Source organism: Parabacteroides chongii, assembly GCF_029581355.1.
In the GTDB taxonomy this organism is placed as follows: Bacteria; Bacteroidota; Bacteroidia; order Bacteroidales; family Tannerellaceae; genus Parabacteroides; species Parabacteroides chongii.
This window is the reverse complement of the sequence record NZ_CP120849.1, coordinates 1511737-1529627: the sequence shown is the minus strand read 5'-3', so window position 1 is coordinate 1529627 and position 17891 is coordinate 1511737. Positions and strand designations below refer to the sequence as shown.

The following is a 17891-nucleotide window of genomic DNA, read 5'->3' as shown; positions in this document are numbered from 1 at the left end:
ACTATGAAAAGATTGTTGACAACCCTGTTGATATACCTGTTAATAAGCAGTTATAACCTTAGTAGTCAGACTATATATTCTGTTGATAAGTGGATGGAATATATGGAAGAAATGGCTTTACAAACGGAAGATGAGGCTCGGATCGAAAATCTGTATTCTGACCTTTCTTACCTGGCGGAACATCCTTTTGAATTGAATACCGTCACTGAAAACGAGCTGAAACGTCTGCCTTTCCTCTCCGATCAACAAATAAACAGCCTGTTGACTTACCGTGTAAAATATGGAAAACTGGTTACTCTTTATGAATTAAAGAATATGGAAGGAATGGATTTTGAGACGATTTCCCTACTACTTCCATTTGTTTATATCGGGGATATATCGGTTGATAAACGTCCATTTACTGTTAAGAACCTGTTGAAGTATAATTCTAATGAATTGCAAATCAGATATGATCGATGTTTTCAACAGAAAAAGGGATATCGTTCATATCCGGATAGTATCCTGGAACAATATCCTAACCGGAAATATCGGGGCGAACCGTTCTACCATTCATTGCGTTATTCATATACTTTCGACGACAGGTTGCAATTGGGACTTGTAGCAGAGAAAGATGCCGGTGAACCTTTCTGGAACGCTTATCATAAAGGATATGATTTCTATTCGGTACATCTCTTTTTCAGGGATATGAATAAATGGTTGAAAAGTCTGGCAATAGGCGATTATAAAGTATCTTTTGGGCAGGGCTTGGTTATCAGTAATGACTTTACACCGGGACGCAGTGCAATAGTAGCACAGGCGGAAAGGCGAACGAACGGTTTTCGTCGCCACTTTTCAACAAACGAACAGGATTATTTTCGTGGAATAGCATCGACCATTGCTCTGAAACAGTTCAATATCAGTATGTTCTATTCTTACAGAAAGTTGGATGCCGGTGTTAATAACCGGGAAGTAAGCTCATTTAAAACAGATGGTTTACATCGGCTGGAACGTGATTGGGAAAAGAAACATACGATTCCTATGCAGACGTTTGGAGGAAATGTGCACTATGCGACTTCCAATCTTTCGGTCGGGATTACAGCGCTCTCCTACTCTTTCGGGAAATACAGGATACAGCCTGACCCGAAACCTTATAACTTGTTCTATTTCAGTGGAAGTAATAATATGAACATGAGCGTTGATTATATGTTGAAAACTAAGAAAGTGAAGTTTTACGGCGAAACGGCGATATCTTCCAACAAAGCAATTGCCACATTGAATGCTTTTCAGTTAACGCCTGTTTCCTATCTGTCTTTGTTATTATTGCACCGTTATTATGACAAGCGGTATCAGGCATTTTTCGGAAATGCGTTCGGTCAGAACTCTTCTGCACAGAATGAACAAGGTGTTTATGCCGGTATGCAATGGACACCTTTTGCCCGTTTCAAACTATCCATGTATGCCGATCTGTTTCGTTTCCCCTGGTTGAAATATGGTGTCGATTCTCCTTCTTTGGGGCAGGAATATATGGTTCGGCTGGATTATAATCAGGGAAAGAATTTGGCTGGATATATACGTTACAAGTACAGGAAAAAAGAGAAGAACCAAACTGTGGATAATGAGTCGACAGTAAGTATCCTGCCTTACTCCCAGCAACGTCTCAGACTACAGCTACTGTATGGGATCGGATCGGCATGGATGTTGAAAACGGCAGCTGACGGTGTTTATAATGATGAACAAAAAGGAAATCACAGCCTCGGTTGGATGATATCTCAGGGAGCAGGTTGGAAACCATCTTCTTTTCCCTTTCAGTCGGATATTTATATTGCTTATTTTCATACGGACGATTATTCCAGCCGTATCAGTTCGTACGAGAAAAATATCCTTTATGCATTCAGTATGCCTTCTTTTTACGGAAAAGGAATCCGCCTGTCCCTTTCCTTCCGATGGAATATACTGGACAAATTATCCCTTTCCGCCAAACTGGGACATACCTATTATGCTGACCGGAATATAATCGGTACGGAGCAGGAAGAGATAGAAGGGCATAATAAAACGGATATATATGTACTTTTGCGGTATAAGTTTTAAATCTTGAGGTCATAGTTTGCGACCTCAAGATTATAGTGATAGGCTGTCATGCTTTTAAGTGTGCTAAATAGTCCTAAAGCTGTCGAAATAAATAGGGCTATTATAAGAGCTTTTGTAGCTTTGTAACAATATTCTTTAGGATTAAACCGAACAGATAAAATAGATATAGCTATGTCAACAATTCTTTTTGATAAAATAGTATTCGGTCCGATACACAGTCGGCGTCTGGGTGTTTCTTTGGGTATGAACCTGCTTCCTGTGGATGGTAAACTTTGTTCTTTCGACTGTATTTATTGCGAATGCGGTCTGAATGGTGAACGTCGTACACATACCAAACTACCGGTCCGTGAAGAAGTAAAAAAGGCCTTGGAAGAAAAGTTATCGGCTATGCAACAGGAAGGTATTGCTCCTGATGTAATCACTTTTGCCGGTAACGGTGAACCGACCATGCATCCGGAGTTTGAAGGTATCATTGAAGATACGATCGCTACCCGCAACCGTTTCTTCCCGAATGCCAAGATCGCTGTCCTATCTAATTCGACAATGCTCCATAAAGAGGGTGTGTTCCGGGCATTGAATAAGATCGAGGATAATATAATGAAACTCGATTCCGTGCTCGATAGCCGGATCCGGCAACTGAATGTTCCGAATTCTCCTTCTTTTACATTCGATAAACTACTGGAACAGTTATGTCGTTTCAAAGGAAACCTGATTATCCAAACCATGTTTCTGCGGGGTGAACTGAATGGTGAATCGGTCGATAACACAACGGAAGCAGAAATCAGCGGCTGGCTCGAAGCATTGAAGAAAATAAAGCCGAAACAGGTCATGATCTATACCATCGACCGTGAAACGCCTTTGAAAGGTCTTCAGAAGGTTTCCAAAGAAGCATTGGATGCAATAGCCGACCGGGCACGGAAAGAAGGGTTTGATGTGACGGTTTCTTATTGAAACCTATTGCTTGATACCTCGAACCGTTTTAACAGCTTTGTCGGTAGTCAGTTTAAAGAAATAAACTCCTTTCGGCATTGTTTCAGCGTCTATCCATTCTATCGGATCGTTTATTTTCCGGACCATTTTTCCATCGGCTGAATAAATCTCTATACTTTTTATTCTCCGATGGTTCTTTACCTGTATCCGGTGTTTGAATAGGGTTGGATAAACATTGATATCCTCTTCTACCGATATGTTTTCAGAACTTACTGTTACTTCTGATACAGCCTTGGTCGCATTACTCTCTTTTAAATCATAAAGCGTTGAAACACTATAACTATGTGTGCCTGCAGTAACATCCCTGTCTGTAAACTGGCGTGTAGAAGTTGGAACGGTAACGAGTTTTTTCTGATTTTTATAAATGTTATATCCTGTAATGACTGGGAAAGCTGCAATGGGTTCTGTTGAAGCAGAACGGAGATCCGCTAATTTGCCATCCTTTGAAGTGACGGTAGCAGATATGATAAAATTATTATCATTTTCTTCATCTTTCAAATACTCCCACTGATTTCCGTCGAACGATATCAGATTACCTTTTCCATGAACAGCCGGTCCGTTGTCTACGTAAGCCGGTCCGTTGCTTCTGCTATATTTCCTTGCATAGATGGAAATGATCAGATCCTGACCTGCATTGATTTCGTACGGAGTTTTTAATTCAATCGTATTCGACCTGTTAGCCGTCACAGAACCAATCTCCTGTTGATAAGTACGCTCTCCTTGTTTGATATATATAGCATAATTTACATTAACAGCAGGAATGAATTTCACATTCGTCAGGAGCTTATTGTGGATATTGATCAGCTCCTCAGGCTCCCAACGCTGGCCGAAATAGAAAGGAGTACCCTGATATCCCAAATGTGCATAGGCATTTTGTGTTCCCCATCCGATCGTTTTTGTATATAAAGGAGCATTCCATTGTATCAGGACATGGTTGGAAGAAGAGACTTCAGCGGTAACGTCTGTCGGCGATTTGTAAGTAATCAAACTTCCCTCCTCTCCGGTTTGTGACAAGCCGGGGAGCTCGGTGGTACCGGTATTCAACGGATCCAGCCAGATATCCATACGGCCGGTATCGGCTTTGCTGTATTGGTTCCAGTGATAAGAAAACTTGCCGTACAAGTTATTACCATTTGTCAGGCGACAGGTAGAATTGCCTCCGCTCAATGTTCCGACTATCTGTTTATTCTCGTTGAAAAGAGGTGAACCGGAGGAACCGCCTTCCGTGACACCATGTCCATTGGAGGTTTTGTCGAAGATCACATTCCAGTGCCCGTTGGCAGCTCCGGTCGTGAACGTATTGTCTATCCAGGTCGTTGTCCTTACCGGACGGTCTCCGTATGTGGATATTTTCATGTAATCGCCTGAAGGATGATGGATATTAACTCCCGATGAGGGAGCGACCTCACTCCTGTTCCACCCGTTAAAATAAACGTTATAGCTTTTCGGGATTTTATCGTTCAGCAATAATAATAATCCGTCGGAACCACCTTCTATCGGAATACTGACGATGCGGCTGCAACCGGACATCGTTTTATACCCGGCAACGGGGGAAGAAGTCTCGCATCCGGTCTGTTCAAAATGAAAATAAAACACCCATTGTTTGAAGTCTTCTTCCGATGCTATTTGATCGTTGTCATAATCTTTCGTGCAATGGTAAGCGGATAAGATATAAGGTTTCATATCCTTAGCCGTATTGTTTATCAGCGAACCGGAACAGAGAAGTCCGGCATCACCTACCTTTTCAATCATTTGGCAGACCCCGTTCTTTTCATTCTGCCATTCCTCTCCTTCTTCACAATTGATATTTACCATACAGGAACTGGAAGTTCCCGGTCCTGTGCTTCGCAAATTACCGGATACTGTCAGATGATTATATCCGTATCCCACCTGGCTAATCGTTATCCTGGCTTTTTCACCGGAAGCAGCCGGTTCGTATTCAAGCGTAATATCGTCGCCTGCCACAAATTCTGTGGCAAACGCTTCTCCTTTCGGATTGGTCTGTGAAGTATAAGCTCCCAGCAAATGGGTCTTTTCGGCATTGTATATAAACAGTTTGCCACCTTCCGGAATGTAAAACGCATCATAATATAACATTAATGCAATAGCATCTTTTGCCTGCAGGCGTAATTGCCATATTTTTCCGCCGTCGGGCAAGGTTACCCATTGTCCGGCATTGTCCATATCTAAATTCGTATCTATCAAAGTGGAAACTGTCAGAGGAGCTCCCTGACTTACCCGCCATTCGTCGACAGCAATCAAATCTTCCACACTGAAATTTACAGGTATCCGGACAATCGGCGGCTCGCTTTTCAACCGGTTTGTATAGTTGAAGCTGACCGGTTTTCCTCCTTCGCTTATCTGCGATTTCACTTTACCGGCATGCAGCAGGAAGAGAAAAAGAAATATATAAATGCAATCTCTGAATAGCTTGTTCCGATTCATTATAGTTTGATGTAAATGCGTTTTTTATATAACCAATATCCCGGTATCCAGTTCAGTATGACAAAGAGGATTGCCCATGCCAATGAACCTCCGAAGTTACCGAACAACGGTGTCAGTACATCCGAATAAACATAAGAAGTCACTCCGCATTTATCGAGTACGACGGCAAAGACATCTCCCTGTACATAAAGGTATAACGGATTGATCCCGAAAGATTCAAAAAATAACGACCATTTCTTTTTTCCGTTGATATCGATAATCCAGATCAGCAAGGCAAGAAACAGCGATCCGAATCCGCAGGTGGTTAATACGAATGTGCTGCTCCATAGTTTTTTATTGATCGGGCAACCGTAACTGAGCAGGAATCCCAGGAATAGGATAATCGATCCGAACAGGAATAGGTTACGGATGATGAGTTCGTTATTTTTTTTGCTGTCCAGAATGATTTTACCGGCATAGAATCCCAGGAGGACGTGCCCGATACTTCCCAGGCAACTTAAAAATCCTTCCGGATCGAACGAGATACGCGTTCCGTCTGCCAGGTAATCGTGATACATATGTGTATTGCCGAACAGGAAGCGATCGACAACGGCAATGATATTATCTTCCGACAGCGTCGTGCTTCCGGTAAAGGCGAGGAGCATCCAGTAAACGATCAGAATACCGGTTGCCGTTTGCAGAATGTATTTATGATTGATAGCAAGCCCGATCAGTGAACCGATACCATAAGCCAGTGCAAGGCGTTGCATCACTCCCAGGATGCGTAGATTTTCGAAATGGGAGAATCCGTTGTAACAGATATGTGAGAAGATATTCAGTCCGAATCCGACCAGGAAGATAAGCACGGTCCGTTTCAGTATTTTTGTAACGCTTTCTTTGGAGAGTTTGAAGTTGTATTTGCGTAAGGAGAAGAACATGGAAACTCCCATAATGAACATAAAGAACGGAAATACCAAATCGGTCGGTGTCAAACCGTTCCATGATGCGTGGCGAAGTGGGGCATATACATACTCCCAGGTTCCCGGATTGTTTACCATGATCATTCCTGCAATAGTAATACCTCTCATTACATCCAATGAGAGTAGCCTTCCTGATTGTGCCATAACTTAGATTTTTGGGTTGTAAGATACAAATGTAAGTAAAAATCAATAGGCTTATATAATTTATAAAATAAAACATGAACATCAGGTAGAATGTACCTTATATTTTCCTATATTTATACGATACTCTTTAGTGGCCGATAATTGTGAGCCATACGGTTGATAACCATCAACCGCTGATTACCTGGCGAGGTAATTAAAATTAGTACGTAGGGTATTTCTAAATACTTCGGGTAGTTTGTGTAAATAGGTTTGATTGAATCAGATGATGACGTACTTATATCGTGTATTCTTTTGTTCTTCCTTTTTTATTGACTAATATTGCGGTACTTAAACGTTATGCTGTATGAAAAATATACTCTGCTTATTAATATTAACAATTACGTTTTTTACTAGTTGCCGGAATGAATCTTCAAGTAGATTCTGACAAAATAATTATTTTTGAGTAGGGGAATTTTGTCAGAATCTGTCTTTAAGGTAGATACAATTAAATAATCACTAGTATGAAAATCAAATTATGTATTTTAAGTATACTCATTTGTATGAGTGTAGTGAAGTTGAATGCCCAGTTTCGTTTGGGCGCTGAGGTAGGAATGAATGTTTCTTCTTTGGCTATTATTTCTAATTCGCATAATGTGGATGTGAGCGGGGGATTGTCTGTGGATTATTTGTTTAAGAATGGGACAGTGTTGCAATCGGGATTATTTTATTCCAGGAAAGGGGCTTCCGGGTTGTGGGATCAGTACAATTATTCCTGTGCATTAAGACAGGGTGATTTTCATTTGGGGTATGTCGAAATTCCTCTAATGCTAGGTTATCGCATTCCGGTGATGAATAATGTATATATAGTACCTGTTGTCGGTGCTTATTTTGCCTGTGGAGCAGGTGGTTGTGCAGAGGTAGATGTAATTGTTTCGAATGAAAACGGAACTGGGCGATATCCTGATAATTGGAATCCTTATAAAGACTTTCGAATGGAGTGGTTGGCAGACACGAAGATAAATGCTTTTGATCGGTTTGATTCCGGACTTCGTTTCGGATTGTCCGGAGAAATATCCCGTTTTGTTGTCTCTTTTGCCTATGATTTGGGATTGAAAAAGGTCTGGTCCGGTTTCGATACGGAAAGCTACAAGACAGATACTCATAAAATGAAGAACAGAACAGCAACCGTTTCTATCGGTTATAAGTTTAGTTTATAAAAATATCTGAGACTGAAATGTTCAGTCTGTCATGTCTTATTCGTTCATATTCCAACATCATTGGTGACTTTTTAAAATAAGAGGAACAGGACTGTTTATTCTATTATCTTTGAAGCATGAAAAAGTTAGTGGCAGCTCTGTTTATATACTTATTATCAGTTTGTTCTGCTTATTCTCAGCTGGCAATCAGACGTCAGCTGGCAATACCTAAACCGCCTGATTCCCTTGATCTGTCTTATTATTCAAAGCAGAGAGGGATTCAGGCAGGGGCGACTGTTTTCGGTATCAATATGGGCGTGTGGATCTTCGACCGGTATATACAGAAAGGGGATTTTGCCTATATCAACGGGCATACGATCAAAGAGAATTTCCGGCACGGTTTTATCTGGGATAATGACCGGATGGGAACGAATATGTTCCTGCATCCTTATCATGGCAGTTTGTATTATAATGCAGCCCGTTCGAACGGATATAACTACTGGTTATCGGGGGTGTATGCATTTGGCGGGAGTTTTATGTGGGAGATGTTCATGGAATGTGAATATCCTTCCACTAATGATATCATAGCGACCCCGATAGGAGGGATGGCGCTGGGAGAAGTGTTCTACAGGGCATCCGATCTGATCCTGGATGACAGGAAAACCGGGTCTGCCCGTTTCGGGCGTGAATTGGCTTCGTTTGTAGTTTCGCCGATGCGCGGTCTTACGCGTATTATCAACGGAGATGCCTGGAAGCGGAGACCTACGTCGGGCAGACAATTCGGAGTACCTGATGTGAGTGTGGATATTTCAGTGGGAATACGGGCACTCGAACTGAAGGACGATATTTTTGATAAAGGGGTCGGCTTAGCTTCCGAAATCAATATCGAATATGGCGACCGTTTCGATGCGGAGAATCGGAAACCTTACGATTACTTCTCTGTGAAGGCTGCGCTGAATGTACAGGCTTCACAACCGGTATTGGGACAATTGAATATTATTGGCCGTCTGGCAGGAAAGGAGCTGATAGATAATAAAAAAGACTATCTGAGCCTGGGGCTTTACCAGCATTTCGACTATTATGATTCGGATACTATTTCTGATGTATCTTCCAAAACTCCTTATAAATTTTGTACTCCGGCATCGTTCGGCGGCGGACTGATATATAAAAATGGGCGATTCAAGCGCTGGGACATAGATGCGTACGGCCATTTGAACGCAATACTTTTAGGTGGAGCGTTGAGCGATTATTACCGGGTGGACGAACGCAATTATAACCTGGCAAGCGGGTACAGCACAAAAGTCGGTTTCAACTTCATCTATAAGAAAGATAAATTCTCCGCATCTACCACCTATGAGGTCTATCATATGTTTACCTGGAAAGGATATCCTAAAGATATTGACTGGAATGATTTTAATCCGAAAACATTGAATGCACAGGGAGACCGTTCAAAGGCAATCTTGCATGCAGTCGGTTTGCGTCTGGATGTCAAATTGCGGAAAGGCTGGTATCTGACCGGCTCATTTATGAATTATTCCCGTCATACAGACTACAAATATTTTGAAGAGGTTTTTTCCCATACTTCGGAAGGACGTCTGATGCTGACTTATAAATTATAACGATTAGCACTTAACAGAGTAGAGGAATCGGCATTCAGTTTTAAAAGAAGCGGTTATTCAACCGCTTCTTTTGCTTTCTTTACTGCTTCATTGATATTGGAGCAAATATTTTCAGCACCTATTTTCTGCTCGAACCCTGATTTTTTCAGCACCTTCCGCACGTGTTCATTCACACCGGATAAGATCATGTGAATATGTTCTGACTGGGATAACCGGAACAGGCTTTCCAGGTTATGAAGTCCTGTTGAATCCATGAACGGAACTTTGCGCATACGGATGATACGTACTTTCGGTTTGTCACCCATACTTTTCATGATACCGTCGAATTTGTTGGCAATACCGAAGAAGAACGGACCGTCTATCTCATACACTTCCACTCCTTGCGGTAAGGTAAGTACTTCTTCATCGTGGTGAATTTCACCTTCGTCGGACAAGTCGATTTCATCTTTTGTCACTGATACATGAGTCGTTTCGGCCACCCGCTTCATAAACAGGAACATGGCAATTAATAGACCTATCTCGATGGCGATTGTCAGGTCGAAGATAACAGTCAGGAAGAAAGTTACCAGCAGGACGGACACGTCGCTTTTCGGATTCTTCATCAGTGAACGGAATGTACGCCATTCGCTCATATTATAAGATACAATGATCAGGACACCTGCCAGGCAAGCCATTGGGATATGCTTGGTAAGCGGTCCGAGGAATAACAGGATCAACAGTAATACGATTGCATGGATGATACCGGCAACAGGTGTGCGGCCACCGTTATTGATGTTGGTCATGGTACGGGCAATTGCTCCGGTTACAGGAATACCACCGAAGATAGGAACAACGATATTGGCTGCTCCCTGTGCGATCAGTTCCGTATTCGAATTGTGTTTATCGCCCGTTACACCATCGGCAACGGTCGCTGAAAGAAGTGATTCTATAGCTCCCAGCATGGCAATGGTAAAAGCCGAAGGAAGCAGAAGATTGATCGTTTCCATATTGAACGAGATCGCTTCCGGCTGCGGGAGGGAGGCGTTGATGGTAAATCGGTCGCCGATCGTTTCTATGCCGGTAATACCCAGGTGGTAACGCATGACGTATACAATAACGGTCATAACGATAATGGCGATCAGTGAACCGGGTATCTTTTTAGAGAACCGGGGAGAAACCGCAATAATAAAGATACTGACAATTCCGATTACAAACGACCAGATATTGATCGTATCGAAATGTTCGAAGTAAGCGATCCATTTGGAGATAAAGTCAGCGGGTACTTTTTCCATCGTCAGTCCGAATAAATCTTTCATCTGCGTGGTAAAGATTGTCAGTGCGATACCGCTGGTAAATCCTACAACGATCGGATAAGGGATGAACTTGATGACTGTCCCTAATTTTAATGCTCCCATGATTACCAGTATGATACCGGCAATGACCGTAGCAATGGCCAGTCCTTCGATACCGAAATTCTGTATGATACCATAGACGATCACGATAAATGCGCCTGTCGGTCCGCCGATCTGCACATTGCTGCCTCCCAGTAAAGAGACAATGAAACCGCCGATGATAGCAGTGATTAGTCCTTTTTCCGGGCTTACTCCCGAAGCAATACCGAATGCGATGGCCAGCGGAAGGGCTACAATACCCACAATGATCCCTGCCATCAGGTCTGCCATGAATTTTTCTTTAGAATAATTTTTCAGCGCCGATATCAATTTGGGCTGAAAATCAAATTTACTCTCCATCTTGCTGCCTAGTATGTTAAATTTTGATGCAAAGGTACAATAATATTTATCGTAAAACCTAATATGTAGGATATTTTGCAATGTCGACATTGCAAAATCAGAAACAATCAGACTGAAATAAAGTCTGAGGGATGCAGTTGCCCCGACAAGTAATAGATGATATTTATGGTTCGATAGATATATTTTAAGTAAAAGAATGAATTAAAGTTTTAAACATTTTCATACTTTTGAGGGTTATTTGAATAGGGCGATTAGACAAACTCATTTTATACTACATATATAATTAGCATTATGGAAAAAAGTATTAAAGGTACACGTACCGAACAAAATCTGCTTAAATCATTTGCCGGAGAATCTCAGGCAAGAAGTCGTTACACATTTTTTGCAAGCGTAGCTAAGAAAGAAGGTTACGAACAAATTGCTGGTGTATTTATGGAAACAGCTGAACAGGAAAAAGAACATGCAAAGCGTTTCTTCAAATTCCTGGAAGGCGGTATGGTGGAAATTACTGCTTCTTATCCTGCAGGCGTGATCGGCACGACTATGGAGAATTTGGCGGCTGCAGCTGACGGTGAAAATGAAGAATGGGCTGACTTATATCCTGCTTTTGCCGATATCGCAGAAGAAGAAGGCTTCAAACAAATCGCTGTCGCTTTCAGAATGATTGCCAAGGTAGAAGCTGAACACGAAAAACGTTATCGTAAATTACTGGCTAACCTGACTGAAGGTAAAGTCTTCGAAAAAGACGAAGCTATCTTCTGGCAGTGCCGCAACTGTGGTTTCGTGATCGAAGCAAAGAAAGCTCCGATGAAATGTCCGGCATGTGAACATCCGCAGGCTTACTTCGAACCGATGAAACAGAACTATTAATATCTGTTCCGGATTAAAAATTAGAACGTCCCTGTCCAATATATTTTGGATAGGGACGTTTTTTATTTGTATTCATGCGAATAAAATATATCTTTACCAGTCTATTACGACTTAATTCTAATTTTTCCTGAATAGTTGACTGAATGAGTATATCGATAAAGAACCTGAATAAGGTGTATCCGAACGGAAACCACGCCTTGAAAGATGTGAATCTGGAGATACCGACAGGCATGTTTGGCTTGCTCGGACCGAACGGTGCCGGAAAATCTACGTTGATGCGCATTCTGGTCGCTTTGATGGAACCTACCTCGGGGCAAGTGGATATCTGTGGATACGATTTACTGAAACAGCGTAAAGAGATTAGAAGCATATTAGGTTATCTTCCACAGGATTTCCGTTTCTTCGCCAAGTATAAAACACATGAGTTTTTGGATTATGCCGCCCGTTTGTCGGGGATGACCAATAACAGGCAGCGCAAGCAGGCAGTGGATGCCATGCTTGAAAATGTGGGGTTGTTCGATGTGCGTGAACGGTATGCGAATAAGCTGTCGGGGGGTATGAAGCGTCGTCTGGGGATTGCCCAGGCACTGATCCATCATCCGAAAGTAATCATTGTGGATGAACCGACAACGGGGCTTGACCCCGAAGAACGTATCCGTTTCCGTAACCTGCTGTCGGAGGTGAGCGAGAATGATGTGACAATCATCCTTTCCACTCATATTGTGGGAGATATATCCAGTACCTGTAACTGTATGGCACTGATGAATAAAGGACAGGTTTCTTTTTACGGTTCCCCGCAGGATATGATGAAACAGGCGGAAGGGAAAGTATGGCGTATTAAAGTGACGAGTGATGAACTGCATGAAGTGGATAAGAAATATCCTGTTATTTCTACCATTCCCTCCGGCTCCGGATGGGAAGTGCAGGTAGTGGCGGATGAGATCGAAGGATATGAAGCAGAGTCGTATCCTCCCAATCTGGAACATGCTTATGTGTATTATATGGAGAATAAGTTAAATCTCTGGACCAACGATTAACAACCTCTTAATTGACCCTTTATGTCGTTTATCAACAATATACAATCGGTAGCAAAATACGAAAGCAAAATATTGATCCGGAGTTGGTTCTTTAAAGTGTTTATGGTACTGGCGATACTGATACTCGGATTCTTTGACTTCGGCATGCTCGTGGCGGATAACGGCGGAGGTATGTGGATGTTGAAAGCACTCCCTTCCAATTTGCCTTATCTCAATCTGTTACTGCTCAATACCGGCCAGGCGGTGATTTGTATCTTTCTTGCTTCGGAGTTTTTGAAAAGGGATAAGAAGCTGGATACTTCGGAGGTCTTTTATGTCCGTCCGTTGAGTAATGCCGAATATGTGATCGGGAAGATCTGGGGAAACCTGCGGGTATTCCTGATACTGAACCTGATTGTGATGGGGATGGCTTTGATTTTTAATCTGATTACTTCGGGTATGGCAGTAGACTGGGGAGCGTATCTTCTGTATTTCTTCCTGATAAGCATCCCGACACTGGTTTTTATTATCGGTCTGTCTATTTTCCTGATGCTGGTGTTAAAGAACCAAGCGCTTACCTTTATTATCTTATTGGGATATATCGGACTGACCTTGTTTTATATCAGCGATAAGTTCTATTACCTGTTCGATTATATGGCCTATAGCCTGCCGTTGGTAAAGTCGACTATCGTCGGTTTTACGAATTGGGAAACTGTATTGAATCACCGGGCTATCTATTTTTTTGCCGGACTGGCTTTTATATTCTTTACGATCTTTCTGTTCCGGCGGTTGCCTAATTCGTCGCGCAGCAATTATCCGTGGTTATTCCTATCACTCTGTATGTTGTCGATAAGTGGCGCGGCGGGATACAAACATGTTCATTCTATTTTGGGACAAGGAGAAACGCGGGCGTTGTATACGGAAATCAATAATAAATATGTGCATACGCCTAAAATGATCATCGAGCAATATGATATTTCACTGGAGCAACAACCGGAAACATTCGTTTCGGAAGTAACGATGAAGGGGTTGGCATTGGAACCGGCTACGGTATTTACTTTCTGCCTGAATCCGGGTTTACAGGTGCAGGAGATAAAGAGGGGAGGGAACAACCTCGATTTTAAAAGGGATAATCAGATCCTATTGGTTGATTTCGGTCAGGAGATCATCCCGGGTGACACGGTCACTTTTTCCGTTAAATACGGAGGGAAGATCGATAGTAAATTCTGTTACCTGGATATTCCGGCAGAGGTTTTACAGAAAGAATACAGGGATTTCCTGTTCAATATAGATAAGCAATATGTATTTCAAACGGAAGATTACTTGTTGTTCACTCCGGAAACCTATTGGTATCCGCGTCCGGGAACGGCTTACAGCAATGTGAGTCCGGACTGGCAACAGACTTATTTCAGTAAATTCGGTTTGCAGGTGAAGCCGCTTCCGGGATTGACCCCGCTTTCACAGGGGGAAGGGGTAAAGGAGGAAGACGGGTCTTATTCGTTTGCTCCTGAATATCCGGTACAGGCTATTTCCCTGATCGTGGGGAAATATAAACAACAAAGTCTGGAGTCGGACAGTACATTATATAGTATTTGGCATATCGAAGGGAATGATTACTATACGGCTACATTCGATTCTATCCTCGATACGATACCGAGTTTTGTCCGTAATATGCGGGAGAACCTGGAGCGTACCTATCGGTTGAGTTATCCGTTCAACCGTTTCTCTGTGATCGAAGTACCGGTACAATTCTCTACCTATACCCGTGCCTGGTCGCAAGCCCAGGAAACTGTTCAGCCCGAGATGGTCCTTTTCCCGGAAAAGGGATGTGTATTCGGACAACTCGATGTGGATAAAGCCTGGCGTAACCAGATGAAATGGTCGAAGAGGGGAGGACGTGAGATTACGGAAGAAGAGGCGAAGATACGTGCACTGAATAATTTCTTCTGGATTTTCCAGCGCTCCGAGGGAAACTATAATTTCTCTTCTGCCGGACGCGGTAATTACAATATTTCTTCGCAGTCAAATCCCTATTTCCTGTTTCCCCAGTTATATAACTACCGGTATAATATCTTTTCTCCCGATTGGCCGGTTGCCAATACAGCCATCGAACTTTACCTGCAGAAGAAATCGGATAACTATGGTTGGGAACGAGATATAAACGGTATCAGTAACAATGAAAAGGCAAGCTTGCTGATGGAAAAGCAGGGATTTAAGGAACTTCTGGCTAATGTGGAATACCGTGATTTACTGGAAAATATCGTCAGTCTGAAGATCTACCGACTGTTTGCCGATCCGGAAATCAGTATCGGGGTGAACGCATTCAGGGATTCCGTATATGCCTTGCTGGAACAGAATACATTCCGGAATATCCAGTTTGAGAGTCTGTTGGATACATTAGGGAATATCAGCCATACGGATATCCGTTCGGGATTGTCGGAGTGGTTGCATCCGACACCTTTGCCTTATTATAGTCTGGGACGGCCCGATGTGACACGGATTACGAATCGGGGACAGGAGGTCTTTGTCCTCAGAATGCAGGTCAGCAATAATTCTGATCACGACGGAATTGTTCATATAGATATACAAGGAGTGGGCAGGCGTGATCAGAATAACATCGATCCGCGAACCAGCCGGAAGATCCCTTTGGCGGCCCATCAGACGAAAGAGTTGGTGTCCGTATGGGAAGAGGCTCCGCGTGATGTCGCTGTCAATACCTTGATATCCGGCAATCTGCCGAGTGTGATCAATCAGCCTGTAGGGAATATCAAACAGGAGAGGAGGCAGACTATAGATACGGAAGGTGATTTCATTGTTTCAGCTTCTTCGCAGGATATCGGAGGGGAGATTATTGTCGATAATGAAGATACGACTTTGTTTGTCTTGTCCGAACCGGATGTGGTAGGTATGCTGCCAAAATGGCTGGATAAGGTGGAAGATACCTCGTTTAAGTATTCCGGTGTCTCCGACTGGCGTCCGCCCTTGCAATGGACGGCTACGACGAATGCTAATTATTACGGAAAATACATCCGTTCGGCTTATGTGATAAAAAGCGGTAACGGCAGCCAGACAGCAACCTGGAAGATCCCTGTACCTGCCGAAGGACAGTATGATGCTTATTATTATGTCAGCAAGAACAACGAAATGCGGTATAACGACCGTGCCCAGGGTGAGTACCGTTTCAAGGTAAGACAGGGAGAAGAAACGGAGGATGCTTATATCGACCTCCGCAAAGCGAATGAGGGATGGGAACAGTTGGGCGTCTATTATTTTGTAGCCGATACTGCTTACATTGTCCTGTCAAACGAATGCAAATTAAGAAGTGTAACGGCGGATGCCGTCAAACTGGTAAAACGTTAATCATTAAAAGTCTACTTATATGCAAAGAGAGTTATTATGGATGAAAAAGATGGTTCTTACGGTCCTGGTCCTGTTGGGAGTGCCGTTGGCATCTCACGGGCAGTTGTCGCTGACCATCGAGAAAGCGTTGGATATTGCGGAAGAGAACAGTCCTACTTTGCGCCGTTCGCATATGAACCTGGAACGGTATCAGGAGACGCTGGTGGCTCAGCGGGCTTCCCTCAAATCCAAGTTTTCCCTGAACCTGAATCCGGTGGGATATGAGAAGAACCGCCGTTTTGATAATCGTTTGTCACAATGGTATACCAATGAATCATTTACATCAAGCGGAACTTTCCGGGTCGACCAGCCTATCTTATGGACGGATGGGGAGATTTCTTTGATCAATACGTTCGGCTGGCAGGATAATAACTCCAATATCGACGGTGATAAGAATAGTAATAAAGCATTCAATAATAATCTGTATCTACAATTGTCCCAGCCGATCTTCACTTATAACAAGCGGAAGATGGAACTGAAGCAGATAGAATACGATTATGAGAATGCCAATATCAGTTATGCCTTGCAGCGCCTGAATACGGAAAAAGATATCACGAATCAGTTCTATAATGTGTATATGGCGCAGAGCCAGCTTTCTATTACCCGCGAAGAGTTGGTAAATGCCCAGCAAAGCTATGATATCATCAAAAATAAGGTAGAGGCTGACCTGGCAGCCAAAGATGAACTGTTCCAGGCGGAGCTGAACCTGGCAACTGCCCGGTCTTCGGTCGAAGAACAGCAGGTATCCCTTGAAAATGCCAAGGATAAGTTGAAACAAACTTTGGGAATGAGCTTGAATGAGGACCTGATGGTCTTTGCAGAGATAGAGGTCAAGCCGATCGATGTCAATCTGCAACAGGCAATCTCCCACGGTCTGCAATCGCGCCTGGAACTTCGCCAGCGGGAAATTGAGAGTGATGAACTTGGTTTTGACATGATCAAGACAAAAGCGTTGAATGAGTTTAAAGGAGATATATCCGTCTCTTTTGGTCTGATCGGTGATAATAAACGTTTTGATAAGATTTATGAGAACCCCACACAAAATCCGCGGGTAGCTATCAGCTTTACGGTACCTATTTTTGACTGGGGAGAAAAGAAAGCCCGTATCCGTGCACAGAAAGTAGCGCAGAATATCAATAAACTCGACTTCCATGAAGATAAGGTGGATATCGAACTGAATATCCGTCAGGTATGGCGTAGCCTGGAAAATCTCCGTACACAGATAAAAATAGCTGAACAGAACGTGACGAATGCACAGTTGACGTATGATCTGAATCTGACCCGCTACCGGGAAGGCGATCTGACCGGTATGGAAATGAGCCAGTTCCAGACGCAGCTGTCGAATAAGAAGATTTCTTATACCCAGGCGCTTATCAATTATAAGATTGAATTATTGAATCTTAAAATACTCTCTTTGTACGATTTCGAGCAGAATACTCCGATCGTTCCGATGAAAGACTTAATATCAGAAAAATAA

At 42.8% G+C, this 17891-nt stretch carries 11 protein-coding genes; 8 read left to right on the top strand and 3 right to left on the bottom strand.

Annotated elements, in window-relative coordinates; genetic code table 11:
- Nucleotides 1-3 precede the first annotated feature (3 nt).
- Both P3L47_RS05800 and P3L47_RS05795 read left to right on the top strand, forming a co-directional pair.
- Nucleotides 4-2067, top strand: coding sequence for a helix-hairpin-helix domain-containing protein (locus P3L47_RS05800; RefSeq protein ID WP_277782996.1), 2064 nt, complete (start codon nt 4-6; stop codon nt 2065-2067).
- A gap of 171 nt (nt 2068-2238) precedes the next feature.
- Complete coding sequence (locus P3L47_RS05795) at nt 2239-3018, top strand: radical SAM protein (RefSeq protein ID WP_122362047.1); 780 nt, start codon at nt 2239-2241, stop codon at nt 3016-3018.
- 3 nt (nt 3019-3021) lie between these two features.
- Here P3L47_RS05795 and P3L47_RS05790 read toward each other — a convergent pair whose 3' ends face one another.
- On the bottom strand, nt 3022-5502 hold the full coding sequence (locus tag P3L47_RS05790) for a T9SS type A sorting domain-containing protein (protein ID WP_277782995.1): 2481 nt from the start codon (nt 5500-5502) through the stop codon (nt 3022-3024).
- Nucleotides 5502-6605 (bottom strand): acyltransferase family protein, encoded by a 1104-nt coding sequence (locus tag P3L47_RS05785; RefSeq protein WP_277782994.1) that lies wholly within the window; start codon nt 6603-6605, stop codon nt 5502-5504. Before P3L47_RS05785 ends, P3L47_RS05790 begins: the two co-directional genes overlap by 1 nt.
- A 500-nt stretch (nt 6606-7105) precedes the next feature.
- Here P3L47_RS05785 and P3L47_RS05780 point away from each other — a divergent pair, with 500 nt between their 5' ends.
- Together P3L47_RS05780 and P3L47_RS05775 are read left to right on the top strand one after the other, a co-directional pair.
- A complete protein-coding gene (locus P3L47_RS05780; protein ID WP_277782993.1) occupies nt 7106-7801 on the top strand; it encodes a porin family protein in 696 nt (231 codons plus the stop codon).
- A gap of 116 nt (nt 7802-7917) precedes the next feature.
- Nucleotides 7918-9399, top strand: coding sequence for a DUF3943 domain-containing protein (locus P3L47_RS05775; protein ID WP_277782992.1), 1482 nt, complete (start codon nt 7918-7920; stop codon nt 9397-9399).
- Nucleotides 9400-9452: 53 nt separating this feature from the next.
- Here the strand turns inward: P3L47_RS05775 and P3L47_RS05770 are convergent, their stop codons facing one another.
- Nucleotides 9453-11129, bottom strand: coding sequence for a SulP family inorganic anion transporter (locus P3L47_RS05770; protein WP_122362052.1), 1677 nt, complete (start codon nt 11127-11129; stop codon nt 9453-9455).
- A gap of 291 nt (nt 11130-11420) precedes the next feature.
- Between P3L47_RS05770 and rbr the strand changes: the two genes are divergently transcribed.
- From rbr to P3L47_RS05750, 4 genes are all read left to right on the top strand, one after another.
- Nucleotides 11421-11999, top strand: a complete 579-nt coding sequence (gene rbr / locus P3L47_RS05765; protein WP_122362053.1) for a rubrerythrin — start codon at nt 11421-11423, stop codon at nt 11997-11999.
- A gap of 143 nt (nt 12000-12142) precedes the next feature.
- A complete protein-coding gene (locus tag P3L47_RS05760) occupies nt 12143-13036 on the top strand; it encodes an ABC transporter ATP-binding protein (protein WP_122362054.1) in 894 nt (297 codons plus the stop codon).
- Nucleotides 13037-13057: 21 nt separating this feature from the next.
- Nucleotides 13058-16375, top strand: coding sequence for a golvesin C-terminal-like domain-containing protein (locus tag P3L47_RS05755; protein WP_277782991.1), 3318 nt, complete (start codon nt 13058-13060; stop codon nt 16373-16375).
- A gap of 19 nt (nt 16376-16394) precedes the next feature.
- Nucleotides 16395-17891: a TolC family protein gene (locus P3L47_RS05750; RefSeq protein ID WP_277782990.1), complete on the top strand. Its 1497-nt coding sequence runs from the start codon at nt 16395-16397 to the stop codon at nt 17889-17891.

Bases quoted from the DNA above. Each gene is read 5' to 3' on its own strand.
- P3L47_RS05750 (WP_277782990.1), top strand. From the start codon at position 16,395: ATGCAAAGAGAGTTATTATGGATGAAAAAGATGGTTCTTACGGTCCTG.
- P3L47_RS05760 (WP_122362054.1), top strand. From the start codon at position 12,143: ATGAGTATATCGATAAAGAACCTGAATAAGGTGTATCCGAACGGAAAC.
- P3L47_RS05790 (WP_277782995.1), bottom strand. From the start codon at position 5,502: ATGAATCGGAACAAGCTATTCAGAGATTGCATTTATATATTTCTTTTT.
- P3L47_RS05780 (WP_277782993.1), top strand. From the start codon at position 7,106: ATGAAAATCAAATTATGTATTTTAAGTATACTCATTTGTATGAGTGTA.
- rbr (WP_122362053.1), top strand. From the start codon at position 11,421: ATGGAAAAAAGTATTAAAGGTACACGTACCGAACAAAATCTGCTTAAA.
- P3L47_RS05800 (WP_277782996.1), top strand. From the start codon at position 4: ATGAAAAGATTGTTGACAACCCTGTTGATATACCTGTTAATAAGCAGT.
- P3L47_RS05795 (WP_122362047.1), top strand. From the start codon at position 2,239: ATGTCAACAATTCTTTTTGATAAAATAGTATTCGGTCCGATACACAGT.
- P3L47_RS05785 (WP_277782994.1), bottom strand. From the start codon at position 6,605: ATGGCACAATCAGGAAGGCTACTCTCATTGGATGTAATGAGAGGTATT.
- P3L47_RS05775 (WP_277782992.1), top strand. From the start codon at position 7,918: ATGAAAAAGTTAGTGGCAGCTCTGTTTATATACTTATTATCAGTTTGT.
- P3L47_RS05755 (WP_277782991.1), top strand. From the start codon at position 13,058: ATGTCGTTTATCAACAATATACAATCGGTAGCAAAATACGAAAGCAAA.
- P3L47_RS05770 (WP_122362052.1), bottom strand. From the start codon at position 11,129: ATGGAGAGTAAATTTGATTTTCAGCCCAAATTGATATCGGCGCTGAAA.